This window comes from Pseudomonas sp. DR208 (assembly GCF_019823005.1).
Lineage (GTDB): Bacteria > Pseudomonadota > Gammaproteobacteria > Pseudomonadales > Pseudomonadaceae > Aquipseudomonas > Aquipseudomonas extremorientalis.
In genome coordinates this window covers 5,266,622-5,282,315 of record NZ_CP081944.1, presented here as the reverse complement: position 1 = coordinate 5,282,315, position 15,694 = coordinate 5,266,622, and the positions used below count along the sequence as shown (strand labels likewise).

The window sequence follows — 15,694 nt, the reverse complement described above, 5'->3', positions numbered from 1 at the left end:
ATATTCCTTAGAATATGCGGCCTTTCGGGCACCTATGCCCGCTGTGCATTTAGATTTGCAGCACCGACTACAGGAACGATGTTCACATGCTAACAATCCGTCTTGCCCTTGGCGGCTCCAAAAAGCGCCCGTTTTACCACTTGACCGTAACCGACAGCCGCAACCCGCGCGACGGTTCGCACAAGGAACAGGTTGGTTTCTTCAACCCTGTTGCTCGTGGTCAAGAAGTTCGTCTGTCCGTGAACCAAGAGCGCGTAGCCTACTGGCTGAGCGTGGGTGCACAGCCATCCGAGCGCGTTGCAAAACTGTTGAAGGACTCGGCTAAGGCCGCAGCCTGAGCAATATGAACGCGACGCCAGCTGTTGCTGATGATTTGATCGTTATCGGCAAGATTTACTCGGTTCATGGCGTTCGCGGCGAAGTGAAGGTGTATTCCTTTACTGATCCGACTGAAAACCTGTTGCAGTACAAAACCTGGACGCTCAAGCGCGAGGGTAGTGTGAAACAGGTCGAGCTGGTCAGTGGACGCGGGAGCGACAAGTTCCTGGTCGCAAAGCTCAAGGGTCTTGATGATCGTGAAGAAGCTCGTCTTCTGGCCGGTTATGAGATCTGCGTGCCGCGCAACCTGTTCCCTGAATTGACCGACGGCGAGTACTACTGGTACCAGCTGGAAGGTCTGAAGGTTATTGATCAACTCGGGCAACTGTTCGGGAAAATCGATCATCTTCTGGAAACCGGCGCCAATGATGTAATGGTGGTCAAGCCTTGCGCTGGCAGCCTGGATGATCGCGAACGCCTGTTGCCGTATACCGAGCAATGTGTGTTGGCCGTCGACCTGGCAGCGGGCGAGATGAAGGTGGAATGGGACGCGGACTTCTAAGCGTGGCTAATTTGCGCATTGAAGTGATCAGTTTGTTTCCCGAGATGTTTTCCGCCATCAGCGAGTACGGCATCACCAGTCGGGCGGTGAAACAGGGGCTGTTGCAGCTTACCTGTTGGAACCCGCGAGACTACACGACGGATCGACATCACACTGTGGACGATCGCCCATTTGGCGGTGGCCCGGGCATGGTGATGAAGATCAAGCCCCTGGAAGACGCGTTGGTTCAGGCCAAGGCCGCCGCCGGGGAGAAGGCGAAGGTGATTTACCTGTCCCCTCAAGGCCGTCAGCTGAAACAGGCTGGGGTCCGCGAACTGGCGAATGAGGAAGCACTGATCCTGATTGCCGGTCGCTATGAAGGCATTGACGAGCGTTTTATTGAAGCTCATGTCGATGAAGAGTGGTCGATTGGGGACTATGTCCTGTCTGGTGGCGAGCTGCCGGCGATGGTCCTGATAGATGCGGTTACACGACTGCTGCCTGGAGCTTTAGGGCATGTGGACTCCGCGGAGGAAGATTCCTTCACGGATGGTTTGCTGGATTGCCCGCACTACACCCGACCGGAGGTGTATGCGGATCAGCGTGTTCCCGACGTATTGCTAAGTGGCAATCACGCACACATCCGGCGTTGGCGTTTACAGCAGTCCCTTGGTCGGACCTATGAACGACGCGCCGATCTTCTGGAAAGCCGCTCGCTTTCTGGAGAAGAGAAGAAGCTGCTCGAGGAATACATCCTCGCGCGGGACGATAGTTAACAACGTATCGATGGTAGGTCCATTGACTTACCTTAGGAGCACAGCATGACTAACAAAATCATCCTTGCACTCGAAGCAGAGCAGATGACCAAAGAGATCCCTACCTTTGCCCCGGGCGACACCATTGTCGTTCAGGTGAAAGTGAAGGAAGGCGACCGTTCGCGTCTGCAAGCGTTCGAAGGCGTGGTAATCGCCAAGCGTAACCGTGGTGTGAACAGTGCTTTCACTGTTCGTAAAATCTCCAACGGTGTTGGCGTAGAGCGTACTTTCCAGACCTACAGCCCGCAAATCGACAGCATGGCCGTCAAGCGTCGCGGTGACGTACGTAAAGCCAAGCTGTACTACCTGCGTGACCTGTCCGGTAAAGCAGCTCGCATCAAGGAAAAACTGGCTTAAGTCCAGCTTTCCGATGCAGAAAAAAGCAGCCTACGGGCTGCTTTTTTGTGCCTGCGATTTGAGGTCCGAGATAGGATGCCAGCAGCCTCTCCCACTTTTCTGTTCGAGCCCCTATGCCTGCCATTGACCACCCCCTGATCGACCGTTTCCTCGACGCCCTGTGGCTGGAAAAAGGCCTGTCGGACAATACCCGCCAGGCCTACCGCAGCGACCTGGCGCTGTTCAATGGCTGGTTGCAGGAGAAAAATCTCGAACTGATCAACGCCGGCCGCGAGCTGATTCTCGACCACTTGGCCTGGCGCCTGGAGCAGAACTACAAGCCACGCTCCACTGCGCGATTCCTCTCCGGCGTACGTGGTTTTTATCGCTATCTGCTGCGAGAAAAGCTGATCGCCCTCGACCCCACCCTGCAAGTCGATATGCCACAACTTGGCAGGCCATTGCCCAAATCCCTGTCGGAAGCCGACGTGGAGGCGTTGCTCGCCGCCCCCGACCTCAGCGAAGCCATCGGTCAGCGTGACCGCGCCATGCTCGAAGTGCTCTACGCCTGCGGCCTGCGGGTGACCGAGCTGATCAGCCTGACCCTGGAGCAGGTCAACCTGCGCCAGGGCGTGTTGCGGGTGATGGGCAAGGGCAGCAAGGAACGGCTGGTGCCGATGGGCGAGGAGGCGATTGTGTGGGTCGAGCGCTACATGCGCGATGCCCGCGGCGAACTGCTCGGTGGACGCCCCAGTGATGTGCTGTTCCCCAGCCTGCGTGGCGAACAGATGACTCGCCAGACCTTCTGGCACCGCATCAAGCACCAGGCCAAGGTCGCCGGGATCGGCAAGGCGCTGTCGCCGCACACACTGCGCCATGCATTCGCCACGCATTTGCTCAACCACGGTGCGGATTTGCGTGTGGTGCAGATGCTGCTCGGCCACAGCGACTTATCCACCACCCAGATCTACACCCACGTGGCGCGCGCGCGTTTGCAGGATATGCACGCCAAGCACCACCCGCGAGGCTGAAAACGTCCAATTTATCCGGCCGCGGGCTGCCCTGCGGCCCAACTGTGGTAGGCTTTGCCGGTTAGCAAAGGGGACGACCCAGACCTGTGTTTCCAAGCAGTGTTACTGCGCGTCCCTGCATCTGCCTTCAGGAGTTCCCATGCGCTTGACCCAGATTATTGCCGCCGCAGCCATTGCGTTGGTTTCCACCTTTGCCTTCGCCGATGACGCCGCCGAGCAGACCATCCGCAAGAGCCTGGCCAACCTGCAACTCGACACCCCGATCGAGAGCATCAGCGCCAGCCCGATGGCCGGCCTGTACGAAGTCAAGCTCAAGGGCAGCCGCGTGCTGTATGCCAGTGCCGATGGTCAGTACATCGTCCAGGGCTACCTGTTCCAGTTGAAGGACGGCAAGCCGGTCAACCTGACTGAAAAAGCCGAACGCCTGGGTGTTTCCAAGCTGATCAATGGCATTCCAGTGGCCGAGACCGTGGTGTACCCGGCTATCGGTGAGACCAAGACCCACATCACCGTGTTCACCGACACCACCTGCCCGTATTGCCACAAGCTGCACGCCGAAGTGCCTGCGCTGAACAAGCTGGGCGTGGAAGTACGCTACGTAGCGTTCCCGCGCCAGGGCCTGGGTTCGCCGGGTGACGAGCAGTTGCAAGCCGTATGGTGCTCGGCCGACAAAAAAGCGGCCATGGACAAGATGGTCGACGGCAAGGAAATCAAGGCTGCCAAATGCGCCAACCCGGTCTCCAAGCAGTTTGCCCTGGGCCAGTCCATCGGCGTCAACGGTACACCGGCCATCGTTTTGGCTGACGGCCAAGTGATTCCGGGCTATCAGCCGGCACCACAAGTTGCGAAACTGGCGCTGAGTGCCAAATAAACCAGCATCGTCGAACCTTTGGCGATCATGGCCTGTGGATAAGCCGACAGGCCACTAATTGAAAGCCGCAGTCGTGCGGCTGTTTTCCACGGCCGACCTCGCGTCGGCCGTTTCATGGGGAGTTCTTCAGTGAAACCGGTCAAAGTAGGCATCTGTGGATTAGGGACCGTCGGTGGCGGCACCTTCAACGTACTTCAGCGTAACGCTGAAGAAATTTCCCGCCGTGCAGGGCGTGGAATTGAAGTGGCACAAATTGCCACGCGTTCGCCAAAGCCTCAGTTCGAAACGACCGGTATTGCGATGACCAACGATGTCTTCGCCGTGGCCACCAACCCTGAAATCGATATCGTGATCGAACTGGTGGGCGGCTACACCGTGGCCCGCGAGTTGGTGCTCAAGGCCATCGAAAACGGCAAGCATGTGGTCACTGCCAACAAGGCACTGATCGCGGTGCACGGCAACGAAATCTTCGCCAAGGCCCGTGAGAAGGGCGTGATCGTGGCGTTCGAGGCTGCGGTGGCTGGTGGCATTCCGGTGATCAAGGCGATTCGTGAAGGCCTGTCCGCCAACCGCATCAACTGGGTGGCCGGCATCATCAACGGTACCGGCAACTTCATCCTCACCGAAATGCGCGAGAAGGGCCGCACCTTCGAAGACGTCCTCGCCGAAGCCCAGGCCCTGGGTTACGCCGAAGCCGACCCGACCTTCGACGTGGAAGGTATCGACGCCGCGCACAAGCTGACCATCCTGGCGTCCATCGCCTTTGGTATTCCGCTGCAGTTCGACAAGGCCTACACCGAAGGCATCACCAAGCTGACCACCGCCGACGTGAACTACGCCGAAGCCCTGGGTTATCGCATCAAGCACCTGGGCGTGGCGCGCAGCACGCCGGCCGGTATCGAACTGCGGGTACACCCGACGCTGATCCCGGCCGACCGCCTGATCGCCAACGTCAATGGCGTGATGAACGCGGTGATGGTCAACGGTGATGCGGCCGGTTCGACCCTGTTCTACGGCGCCGGTGCCGGTATGGAGCCCACCGCTTCGTCGGTGATCGCCGACCTGGTGGACGTGGTCCGCGCCATGACCAGCGACCCGGAAAACCGTGTACCGCACCTGGCGTTCCAGCCGGATTCGCTGTCGGCCCACCCGATCCTGCCGATCGAAGCCTGCGAAAGCGCCTACTACCTGCGCATCCAGGCCCAGGACCACCCGGGCGTATTGGCCCAGGTGGCGAGCATCCTGTCTGAGCGCGGTATCAATATCGAGTCGATCATGCAGAAGGAAGTCGAGGAGCAAAACGGCCAGGTGCCGATGATCTTGCTCACCCATCGCGTGCTCGAACAGCATATCAACGATGCCATCGCCGCCCTGGAAGCCTTGCAAGGCGTGGTCGGGCCGGTGGTGCGGATCCGCGTCGAACACCTGAACTAATGGTTTTGCGGCAAGGGCCCCGCAGGTTCGGCGGCCCTTGCTCAAGAATGCTCTAGAGGAGCCAGTCATGCGTTATATCAGCACCCGCGGCCAGGCACCGGCCCTGAATTTCGAAGACGTCCTGCTGGCAGGCCTTGCCACGGACGGCGGCCTGTACGTGCCGGAAAACCTGCCACGTTTCACCCAAGAGGAAATCGCATCCTGGGCTGGCCTGCCATACCACGAACTGGCGTTCCGCGTGATGCGCCCGTTCGTCACCGGCAGCATTCCGGACGCCGATTTCAAGAAGATCCTGGAAGAAACCTACGGCGTGTTTTCCCACAACGCCATTGCACCGCTACGCCAACTGAACGGCAACGAATGGGTCCTGGAGTTGTTCCACGGCCCGACCCTGGCGTTCAAGGACTTCGCCCTGCAACTGCTGGGTCGTCTGCTGGATTATGTGCTGGAGAAGCGCGGCGAGCGCGTGGTGATCATCGGCGCCACCTCCGGTGATACCGGTTCGGCGGCCATCGAAGGCTGCAAGCACTGCGAAAATGTCGACATCTTCATCCTGCACCCGCACAAGCGCGTGTCGGAAGTGCAGCGGCGCCAGATGACCACCATCTTTGGCGAGAACATCCATAACATCGCCATCGAAGGCAACTTCGATGACTGCCAGGAAATGGTCAAGAACAGCTTCGCCGACCAGAGCTTCCTGAAAGGCACGCGCCTGGTGGCGGTGAACTCGATCAACTGGGCGCGGATCATGGCCCAGATCGTCTACTACTTCCACGCCTCGCTACAGTTGGGCGGCCCTGCACGTTCAGTGTCTTTCTCGGTGCCGACCGGCAACTTCGGCGACATTTTCGCCGGCTACCTGGCGCGCAACATGGGCCTGCCGATCAACCAGTTGATCGTCGCCACCAACCGCAACGACATCCTGCACCGCTTCATGAGCGGTAACCAGTACGTCAAGGAAACGCTGCACGCGACCCTGTCGCCGTCCATGGACATCATGGTCTCGTCCAACTTCGAACGCCTGCTGTTCGACATGCACGGTCGCAACGGTGCGGCGATTGCCGGCTTGATGGACACTTTCAAGAGCGGCGGCGGTTTCAGCGTGGATGAAGAGCGCTGGACCGAAACCCGCAAGCTGTTCGACTCCCTGGCCGTGGACGACGCGCAGACCTGCGAAACCATCGCAGAAGTCTATGCCCAGACCGGCGAGCTGCTCGACCCACACACCGCCATCGGCGTGAAGGCCGCCCGCGAGTGCCGTCGCAGCCTGGATATCCCGATGGTCATCCTGGGCACCGCCCATCCGGTGAAATTCCCGGAAGCGGTGGAGAAGGCCGGTGTTGGCAAGGCGCTGGAGTTGCCGGCGCACCTGGCTGACCTGTTCGAGCGTGAAGAGCGTTGCACCGTGTTGGCCAATGACCTGAAGGCCGTGCAGGCGTTTGTGAGCCAGCATGGCAACCGGGGTAAGCCGTTGTAAGGCACACAGCGCAGACAAAAACGCCGCTTTCCCTTCCTTGGGTCAGCGGCGTTTTTCGTTTCTGGCAGGCCCCGTTTGGTACACGCAGCTACGTGAGTAGTTTCTGCACGATGGCCAAGACAGTGCTGAACGCCGTAAACATGGCCATGACGACACCCAATGGATACCAGAAATTCTCACGGGTTATCTTGTGGGTCTCGGCAGTGAGTTTGCGTTGCTCCGCATAAATGCGTGATATGTCGGCGTGAATCTTCTCTAGCGCCGCTTGCTCTTTGTCGTGTTCCAGCATCGTCTTTATCCTTCGCAGTAAGGGCCTTCTGACATGCGCTTTTATCTGCTTGGCAGCGTCACCAGCGCTCACCGAGTATAGGAACCACCTCTGATCTGACCCTTGGGCAAACCCCAAAACGACTTGCCATTGCGTAAGCAGTTATGTGCCGTCGTTTTTAGGTTGTCATGTTGCAAGCGCATGCTGGAATCCGTCACCCCCTGACGGCCCCATAAAGACGATAAAGCGAACTTTCCTACGTCACAAACAGTCACTTAGGATAGATGCAGCTCCCGTTGAAACGATTGTTCCCGAACTATTGAGTGGTGATCGAGATGGAAAGTATCAGCCTATTGCTCGAAGAAGCACTGAGCCCTTATCAGGTTACGCTGACCACCTCTGGTGTGCAGGACGAGTGCCTGGTAACCGTGAAGAATCCTGCTGGCGCCATCGTGGTCGAGCGTGACGTCGACCGCGCCCAATTGATGGACAAGCGCGTGCTGGTGGATGTGGTGGATTGTCTGCTGCGTGACATCAAAATTGCCGAAGGACGTCTGGAGCCTTCGGTCATCGCGGCCTTGCGCAACGCAGCCCTGACTCGCAACGCCACCGCCGCATGAAGAATTGTTTAACTATGGAAACTTCCTACAGCGCGACCGGTCAGACTTTGTAACAGCAAGAGCAAACATTGTGCTCCGGTGTTTGTGCCTTGCTGTACTGGTCTTTGTAGGCCACGTTTAACCCCAAAGTGTCTCCCCACGCTTTGGGGTTTCTTTTTGCCTGCGATTTGTCAGGCAAGTCATCTGGCACAGGGCATCTGGTGCCAAAGCCTGGCGGAATGGGACATCAGATCGCGCCTTCCTCGCGCAAGCGCACAATGGCGGCCGCGTCGTAGCCCAGGCCAGCGAGCACTACGCTGTTATGTTCACCCAGTTGCGGCCCCACCCATTCGCAACTGCCCGGCGTGTCCGACAGCTTGGGCACGATGCCCGGCATCTTGAATTCCTTGCCGCCGGGAAGCCGGGCCTTGAGGAACATCTCCCTGGCGAGGAATTGCGGGTCGCCCAACATGTCCTCGGCGCTGTAGATCCGGCTGGCAGGCACCTCGGCTTTGTTCAACAGGTCGACCACTTGGTCCAGCGGCAGCGAATTCACCCAACGATCTATCACCCCATACAGCTCGTCACGGCGGCCATCACGCCCGTCGTTGCTGGCCAGCACCGGATCGTTGGCCAAGTCCTCACGGCCAATGGCCGACATGAAGCGCTTGAAGATCGCATCACCGTTGGCGCCGATCTGCACATGCTTGCCGTCGGCGCTGGTGTGGATGGAGGAGGGTGTAATGCCGGGCATGATGTTGCCGGTGCGTTCGCGAATAAAGCCGAATACGTCGAACTCGGGGATCATGCTTTCCATCATGGCGAAGATGGCTTCGTACAGTGCCACATCCACCACCTGGCCCAGGCCACCGTTGACCTCGCGATGACGCAGCGCCATCAGCGCGCCGATCACTGCCCACAATGCGGCAATCGAATCGCCAATGGAAATGCCGGTGCGCACCGGCGGGCGGTCTTCGAAACCGGTGATGTAGCGCAGGCCGCCCATGGACTCGCCGACTGCACCAAACCCGGGTTGGTCTTTCATCGGTCCGGTCTGGCCGAAGCCGGAGAGACGCACCATCACCAGCTTGGGATTCAGCGCATGCAGGGTCTCCCAACTCAGGCCGAGTTTTTCCAGCACGCCGGGGCGGAAGTTTTCGATCAGGATGTCGGCGTCCGCCAACAGTTGCTTGAGAATGGCCAGGCCGTCCGGGTGCTTGAGGTTCAGCGTCAGCGACTGCTTGTTGCGCGCCTGCACGAACCACCACAGCGACGTGCCCTCGTACAGCTTGCGCCATTTGCGCAGCGGGTCGCCGCCGTCCGGCGATTCGACCTTGATCACCTCGGCGCCGAACTCCGCGCAGATTCGTGAGGCGAACGGGCCGGCGATCAGGGTGCCGAGTTCGATGACTTTCAGGCCGGCAAGTGGTTTGGCATTGAACGACATGAGGATCCTTGTCTGCGCAGGGCGGTGGTGTGATGCCTTTTAACATAGGCGAGCAGCCCAGGGCAGCGCAGGATTCGTTGATTGGCCTCCTCATCGGTTAGACTGGCCGCCTTTCCCTGTCTCTAGAAGCCCGTTCATGGCCCAGCCGTCCACGACCTACAAATTCGAACTCAACCTCACTGACCTTGACCGCTCGGTGTATGAGAGCGTCAAACAGACCATCGCCCGCCACCCGTCGGAAACCGAAGAGCGCATGACCGTGCGTCTGCTGGCCTACGCACTCTGGTACAACGAGCAGTTGTCGTTCGGGCGTGGCCTGTCAGACGTAGACGAACCAGCCCTGTGGGAAAAAAGCCTGGATGACCGGGTGTTGCACTGGATCGAAGTCGGCCAGCCCGATGCCGACCGCCTCACCTGGTGCTCGCGCCGCACCGAACGCACCAGCCTGCTGGCCTACGGCAGCTTGCGAGTGTGGGAAGGCAAGGTGGTGCCGGTGGCAAACAACCTGAAAAACGTACACATCGCCGCTGTGCCGCAGGAAGTCCTGGAGACCCTGGCCAAGGATATGCCCCGCGTGATCAAGTGGGATGTAATGATCAGCGAAGGCACGATCTTCGTCACCGACGACCGCGGCCAGCACGAAGTGCAGTTGCAGTGGTTGGTCGGCGAACGCGGTTGATTGAGTCGCCGCCGGTCACCTGTTTTATTTCCGTATCAGAAGAGAAGTTTTCGTCACCCCATGCGTATCGATCCCCGCCCGTTGCCTGCCGTCCTGCCGTTTCTCGGTGAATTGCCACCGCTGTTGACCCGCCTCTATGCTGCGCGCGGCGTGCAATCCGAGGCCGAGCTGGATAAAAGCCTGGCGCGGTTGATTCCCTATCAGCAGCTCAAGGGCATCGACGCGGCGGTGGACCTGTTGGTGACGGCGTTGGAGCAACGCCAGCGCATCCTCATTGTCGGTGACTTCGACGCCGACGGCGCCACCGCCAGCACCGTGGGCACCTTGGGCCTGCGCTTGCTCGGTGCGGCCCATGTCGATTACCTGGTGCCCAACCGTTTCGAATACGGCTATGGCCTGACCCCGGAAATCGTCGCGGTGGCCCTGCAGCGCGAGCCGCAGTTGCTGATCACCGTGGACAACGGCATCTCCAGCGTTGAAGGTGTGGCAGCTGCGAAGGCGGCGGGGTTGCAGGTGCTGGTGACCGACCACCACTTGCCCGGCGACGAGTTGCCGGCGGCAGATGCCATCGTCAACCCGAACCAGCCCGGCTGTGAATTCCCGAGCAAGGCGCTGGCCGGCGTGGGCGTGATCTTCTACGTGCTGATGGCCTTGCGTGCGCGCCTGCGCAGTATGGGCTGGTACGAGAACAAGCCACAGCCAAACATCGGCGAGTTGCTCGACCTGGTCGCCTTGGGCAGCGTCGCTGACGTGGTGCCCCTGGACGCCAACAACCGCATCCTGGTGCATCAGGGGCTGGAACGTATCCGCGCCGGTCGTGCACGGCCGGGGATCAAGGCGATCCTGGAAGTGGCCAAGCGCGACGCCGCGCGTATCACCTCCACCGACCTGGGGTTCATCCTCGGGCCGCGTTTGAACGCAGCCGGACGCTTGGATGACATGAGCCTGGGCATCGAGTGCCTGCTCACCACCAACGTGGCCGCGGCCCGTGAAATGGCCGCGCAACTGGACGGCATGAACCAGGACCGCAAATCCATCGAGCAAGGCATGCAGCGCGAGGCCCTGGCCCAGCTCAAGGACTTGCCGGTGGAGTCGATGCCCTACGGTTTGTGCCTGTTCGACCCGGAATGGCACCAAGGTGTGATCGGGATTCTGGCGTCGCGCATGAAAGAGCGCTATTTCCGCCCAACCATTGCCTTCGCCGACGCTGGCGACGGTTTGCTCAAGGGCTCTGGGCGCTCTGTGCAGGGTTTTCATATCCGTGACGCCCTGGCGGTGGTCGCCAGCCAGCATCCGAACCTGATCAGCAAATACGGCGGTCACGCCATGGCGGCAGGGCTGACATTGCCCGAGGAAAACTTCCCGTTGTTCGCCGAAGCCTTCGATGCCGAAGTGCGTCGGCAACTGCGCGAAGAAGACCTGACCGGGCGCCTGCTGTCTGATGGCACCCTGGCAGTGGAAGAGTTTCATCTGGAACTGGCCCGTGCGCTACGGCATGCCGGGCCGTGGGGGCAGCACTTCCCTGAGCCGTTGTTCCATGGCGTGTTTCAGTTGGTGGAGCAGCGCGTAGTGGGGGAGCGGCACCTGAAGGTCGTGCTCAAGAGCGAGTGCGGGTCGGTGAAGCTGGATGGCATTGCATTTGGCGTGGACCGTGAGGTCTGGCCGAACCCGACGGTGCGTTGGGTGGAATTGGCTTACAAGCTGGATGTGAACGAGTTTCGCGGGAATGAAACCGTGCAGTTGATGATCGCGCACATCGAGCCGCGTTAGATCTCACCAACACCACAAAACCAATGTGGGAGGGGGCAAAACCCCCTCCCACATTTTGATTTGTGTAAGGCTCGGGCTTATTCGGTTTTGGTTTGGTGCTTGACGATGATATCCACCAACCGCTTGGCCAGCGCCGGGTAGTTCTCATCGAAGTGATGCCCGCCTGGCAACTTGATGGCTTCACCTACAGCCGTCTTGTCTGTGCAGCCACTCTCGTCGACTTCTTCGGCGCCGTAGATGCACACCACTTTGTCAGCCGGCAGTTTGGCCATTTCCGGGCCTGTGGCCGCTTCTTTGCCCGCGTTGCCCAGCCAGCCTTCGACTTCAATCTCGAAGCTGCCAGTCCGTGCGAATGCCAGCAGGATGATTGCGTCCACACGCTGCTGCTCGTTCTCCGGCAGGCGGTTGTAGATGGCCGGCAGTACATCGGCACCGAACGAATAGCCGGTCAGTACGAAGCGCTTGGTGCCCCACTTCTGACGGTAGTGCTGCATCAGCTCGGTGAGGTCCTTGGCGCTTTGTTCCGGGGTCTTGTGCTGCCAGTAATAGCGCAGGGTGTCGATGCCCACCACCGGATAACCGATCTTGGCCATTTCACCGGCCACGTCACGGTCGAGGTCGCGCCAGCCGCCGTCGCCGGACAGGAACAGGGTGACAGTGTCCTTGGCCTGGCCGGCCGGTACTTCAACCACCGGTATTGCCAGGCCGCCATTGTCCGAGCCCACCAGTTGCTTGCGCAGCTCGTTGTTCAGCACTTGCGGGTAATGAATGTCGTAGTCGCTGATGCTGGTGGTGGCGCGCGGTGTGTCGCGTACGAAACTGGCGCTTTCATCGTCAGGGTTGTCGTTCCAGGCCACCAGCCAGTTGCCGTGGGCGGCGGTCTTCGGCAGTGGGTCCTTGCAGCCTTCCTGCACCAGGGCGAAGCCGACGGAGATGGCGTTGGCCTTGTCGTCGTTCTGGGTGGCCAGCCAGCGCCAGGCGAGGGCAGCGCCAGGGCCGATGCCGCTGACCAGTGTCGCCGGGCCCTTGAGCTGGGCCAGGGCGCCTTGCAGCGCTTGTTCCTGCAGCTTGCAGTCATCCTTGGGCAGGACCACCTGGACAATCTGCGCCTTGCCGCCTTGGCTCAGGGCAATCAACTGGCTGTCGGTCAGGGTTTCATCGGCCATTACGGCCACGGCCACGCGGGCTTTCGGCGTGCCGTTGGGGGTCACCCGGGTCATGACCGAACCGTCGGCCTGGGGCAGTTGCTCCAGCACCGGCTGAGGGGCAGGGCGGTTCCAGTACCAATAGCCGCCACCCAGGACCAGGGCGAGCAGCACTACAAAGGCCAATACATACCGCCAGGAGCGTCGAATCATCAGCGTTTCACCAATCCAGTCAAGCCGCCCGCGATCAGGGCGGCGGTATCGGCCAGTGCCACCAGCGGATCAAGTCCTGCGGGCACGGCCATGTAACGGGGTTCCCAGTCAGGCTGGAACTTGTCTTTGAAGCGGCGCAAACCTTGGAAGTTATACAGTTGCTCGCCACGGCGGAACACCATCGAGCCCAGGCGTTGGGTCAACGGGGCGCCGCGTCGTGGTTGCAGGCCCGACAACGGCACCATGCCGAGGCTGAAGCGGGCATAGCCGTGACTCTTATAATGTTGAATCAGGCCGACCATCATGAATTCCATGGTCAGCTTGGGCGCGTCCGGATGGGCGCGCATCAGGTCGAGACTGGCCAGGTCATGGTTGTAGGTCTCAAGCAGGTTGGCGAAGGCCACCGGGCGCCCTTCGAAGCGAATGATCGCGATGCGAAAGTGCTTGAGGTAGTCGTCGCTGAAGCGTCCCAGGGAAAAGCCTTTTTCCCGTACGTTCTTGCCGGTCAGCCAGGCATCGGAGATCACCTTGAGTTCGTCCATCGGCGCCGTGCCCGGTTCGCAGATCTCCAGGGACAGGCCATCCCGCGAGCCACGGTTCCAGGTGTAGCGCAGGTCCTTCATCTCTTTGCCCTTGGCTTCCAGGTCAAAGCGTTTGAGGTCGACACGGGCTTCTTCGCCCAGTTTGATCGCGGTGAGGCCGATGTCCATGTAGTACGGCAGGTTCTCCGCACGCACCTGGTAGAACACCGGGCGGGCGTGGTGGATGTCGCACAGGTCACGGAACTGCCAGATCATCTCGGCCCGTGGCTGGGTGGGGCCAATCGGGTCGTACAAGGCTACCAGGCTGCGGCCGCGACGGGCGTACATGAGGAAAGCTTCATCATTGGGGTGGAACAGCAGCGCCTTGTCGCCGGTGAGCGCCAGGCCGCCGTCAGGCTGGGAAGAGGCCATCAGGATCTTGCTGGCGCGCTCCAGTTCATCGGGTGTCGGCAGATGGATCACCGGGCGCGCAGTACGCAGCAGCCAGGTCAGGGACACGATCACCAGCAACACGGCGGCGCCCAGCAGCGAGCGCAGGCCACGTGGGGCGTTGGCGTCCAGGGTGAACTGCCACCACAGCTGATGGCTGTACGGGACATCCTGGTAAGCAAACAGCAGCAGCCAGATCGACGCCCCGAGTACGCAGACACTGGCCACCAGGTACAGCGGCGAGAAGGGCAGCTCGGTGAGGCGGCTGGCGCGATAGAACGAGCGTCGGAAGATCGCCAGCAGGATCGCGGTCATGGTCATCAGGCTGGCTTCTTCCCAGTCGAAGCCTTTGAGCAGCGAGAGCAGGGCGCCCACCAGCAGCAGCACCATGGTCAGCATCCAGGCGGCCGACAGGCGTCGACGCAGGCCCTGGGCCAACAACAGGCACAACACGCCGATCAGGCTGGCGCCAAAGTGCGAGGCGTCAATCAGGCGGTGAGGAATCAGGAAGCCGATGTTTTCCAGGCGTGAGTCGATTTCGGGCGTGGCGCCAGAGAACAGCAGGACCACGCCGGACAAAAAAACCAGGACGGCCAGTACCGGCGCTGCCAGCCCCGAGGCGACCCGCAGGCTTTGCTGGGTCTGGAACAGGCGCTGGGCTTCGTTGACCAGCAGGAACACGCAGGCGATCAGCAGAGGCAGCACCACGTAGATCATGCGGTACAGCAGCAGGGCGGCGGCCAGTGGCGCGGCGCCCAGTTTGTCGGCGAACGCCGCCAGCAGGATCGCTTCGAATACACCCACACCACCCGGTACATGGCTGAGTACACCGGCGGCCAGCGCCAGCAGGTACACGAGCAGGAAGGGGCCGAAGGGTGGCGCCTCCGGCAGCAGCATATAAAGGACGGTAGCGGCAGCGGCAACGTCCAGTGCGGTAATGATCAGTTGCAGGAAGGTCAGGCGACGGCCCGGCAGGCGCAAGGTGCGGCGGCCGGCTTTTACCAGCAGGTTGTCCGGGTAGGGCTGTTCCGGCAGGCGGCGGCGATAAATGCCGATGCACAAGACCGCCGACAACAGCAGCACCGCGCCAGCAATACCGCCCAGCACCGCTTGTGGCAAATGCAGGTAGGTTGATGCGGCGGGCAGGTTACTCAGTGTTGCCAATGCAGCCAGTGGCGGCAGGGCAGTGCCCAGCGCCAGGCTGGCGAACACGGTCATATGGGCGACTTCGGATGCACCGATGCCATGGCGTGCATATAAACGGTAGCGCACCGATCCGCCGGAAAGCATCGACAGACCAATGGCATTGCCAATCGCGAAGGCGGTGAAACCACCGAGGGCCAGGGTCTTGGCGGGCAGGTTCACGCCGGCATAGCGGGCGCCGGAGAACTCATAGCCTAATAGAATGACAAAACCGGCGACGGCTGCGGCAAACGCACCGAGCAGGGCTGGCTTGGGCACTTCCAGGATCGAGTCGTGGAGCGCGTAGAGGTCCAGCTCCAGCAGCAGGTGGCGGCAGGCGATCAGGGCGATGGCAAACAGCAATAAGGTGACGGCCAGCCCGATAGGCTGCCGATACTTGCTCACCAGATCCAGCCAACGCAAGCGGGTGGGTGTGATCGGTTGTTCTGCTGTGACAGTGTCTTGTGTTTCAGACGAGTTGGCGCGCATCAATCACCTCGTGGATTGTGCGCGACAGGATGGAGGTATCCAGCCAAGTTACCAATCCCTATGGACAAAATAATTACAAATATTAACGCGTATCGCCGGGGGCGGCGA

Annotated in this window: 15 protein-coding genes; 11 read left to right on the top strand and 4 right to left on the bottom strand. The window is 60.6% G+C overall.

Annotated features, from left to right (window positions below):
- The first annotated feature begins 86 nt into the window (after window positions 1–86).
- The 8 genes from rpsP to thrC all read left to right on the top strand — a co-directional run bounded on the left by rpsP (window position 87) and on the right by thrC (window position 6,823).
- Complete coding sequence (gene rpsP, locus K5K89_RS23810; RefSeq protein ID WP_003175899.1) at window positions 87–338, top strand: 30S ribosomal protein S16; 252 nt, start codon at window positions 87–89, stop codon at window positions 336–338.
- A 5-nt stretch (window positions 339–343) separates the two neighbouring features.
- Window positions 344–880 (top strand): ribosome maturation factor RimM, encoded by a 537-nt coding sequence (gene rimM, locus K5K89_RS23805; protein ID WP_053135622.1) that lies wholly within the window; start codon window positions 344–346, stop codon window positions 878–880.
- Window positions 862–1,635 carry a tRNA (guanosine(37)-N1)-methyltransferase TrmD gene (trmD, locus tag K5K89_RS23800; protein ID WP_016971933.1) on the top strand — a complete coding sequence of 258 codons (774 nt, stop codon included), beginning with the start codon at window positions 862–864 and terminating at the stop codon, window positions 1,633–1,635. Before rimM ends, trmD begins: the two co-directional genes overlap by 19 nt.
- A 45-nt stretch (window positions 1,636–1,680) precedes the next feature.
- A complete protein-coding gene (rplS, locus tag K5K89_RS23795; protein ID WP_003175895.1) occupies window positions 1,681–2,031 on the top strand; it encodes a 50S ribosomal protein L19 in 351 nt (116 codons plus the stop codon).
- Window positions 2,032–2,144: 113 nt separating this feature from the next.
- Window positions 2,145–3,041, top strand: coding sequence for a site-specific tyrosine recombinase XerD (gene xerD, locus K5K89_RS23790; RefSeq protein ID WP_093125056.1), 897 nt, complete (start codon window positions 2,145–2,147; stop codon window positions 3,039–3,041).
- Between the two features lie 139 nt (window positions 3,042–3,180).
- On the top strand, window positions 3,181–3,912 hold the full coding sequence (locus K5K89_RS23785) for a thioredoxin fold domain-containing protein (protein WP_010207987.1): 732 nt from the start codon (window positions 3,181–3,183) through the stop codon (window positions 3,910–3,912).
- Between the two features lie 129 nt (window positions 3,913–4,041).
- Window positions 4,042–5,346, top strand: coding sequence for a homoserine dehydrogenase (locus K5K89_RS23780; protein ID WP_071489287.1), 1,305 nt, complete (start codon window positions 4,042–4,044; stop codon window positions 5,344–5,346).
- Window positions 5,347–5,413: 67 nt separating this feature from the next.
- Window positions 5,414–6,823: a threonine synthase gene (thrC, locus tag K5K89_RS23775; protein WP_222540370.1), complete on the top strand. Its 1,410-nt coding sequence runs from the start codon at window positions 5,414–5,416 to the stop codon at window positions 6,821–6,823.
- Window positions 6,824–6,911: 88 nt separating this feature from the next.
- Here thrC and K5K89_RS23770 read toward each other — a convergent pair whose 3' ends face one another.
- Window positions 6,912–7,112, bottom strand: a complete 201-nt coding sequence (locus K5K89_RS23770) for a hypothetical protein (protein WP_043205840.1) — start codon at window positions 7,110–7,112, stop codon at window positions 6,912–6,914.
- 314 nt (window positions 7,113–7,426) lie between these two features.
- On the opposite strand from K5K89_RS23770, the gene K5K89_RS23765 reads away from it, so the two are divergent.
- A complete protein-coding gene (locus K5K89_RS23765; protein WP_071489289.1) occupies window positions 7,427–7,711 on the top strand; it encodes a DUF3509 domain-containing protein in 285 nt (94 codons plus the stop codon).
- A gap of 226 nt (window positions 7,712–7,937) precedes the next feature.
- Here K5K89_RS23765 and K5K89_RS23760 read toward each other — a convergent pair whose 3' ends face one another.
- Window positions 7,938–9,137 carry a CaiB/BaiF CoA transferase family protein gene (locus tag K5K89_RS23760; protein WP_222540369.1) on the bottom strand — a complete coding sequence of 400 codons (1,200 nt, stop codon included), beginning with the start codon at window positions 9,135–9,137 and terminating at the stop codon, window positions 7,938–7,940.
- A gap of 136 nt (window positions 9,138–9,273) precedes the next feature.
- Here K5K89_RS23760 and K5K89_RS23755 point away from each other — a divergent pair, with 136 nt between their 5' ends.
- Window positions 9,274–9,816, top strand: coding sequence for a YaeQ family protein (locus tag K5K89_RS23755; protein WP_032858231.1), 543 nt, complete (start codon window positions 9,274–9,276; stop codon window positions 9,814–9,816).
- 60 nt (window positions 9,817–9,876) lie between these two features.
- Window positions 9,877–11,586: a single-stranded-DNA-specific exonuclease RecJ gene (recJ, locus tag K5K89_RS23750; RefSeq protein WP_222540368.1), complete on the top strand. Its 1,710-nt coding sequence runs from the start codon at window positions 9,877–9,879 to the stop codon at window positions 11,584–11,586.
- A gap of 77 nt (window positions 11,587–11,663) precedes the next feature.
- Here the strand turns inward: recJ and K5K89_RS23745 are convergent, their stop codons facing one another.
- Together K5K89_RS23745 and mprF are read right to left on the bottom strand one after the other, a co-directional pair.
- Entirely contained in the window at window positions 11,664–12,944 is a 1,281-nt protein-coding gene (locus K5K89_RS23745) for a virulence factor family protein (protein WP_071489292.1), read from the bottom strand.
- Window positions 12,944–15,586 (bottom strand): bifunctional lysylphosphatidylglycerol flippase/synthetase MprF, encoded by a 2,643-nt coding sequence (gene mprF / locus K5K89_RS23740; protein ID WP_071489293.1) that lies wholly within the window; start codon window positions 15,584–15,586, stop codon window positions 12,944–12,946. The genes K5K89_RS23745 and mprF overlap by 1 nt, the downstream gene beginning before the upstream one ends.
- Between the last annotated feature and the right edge of the window lie 108 nt (window positions 15,587–15,694).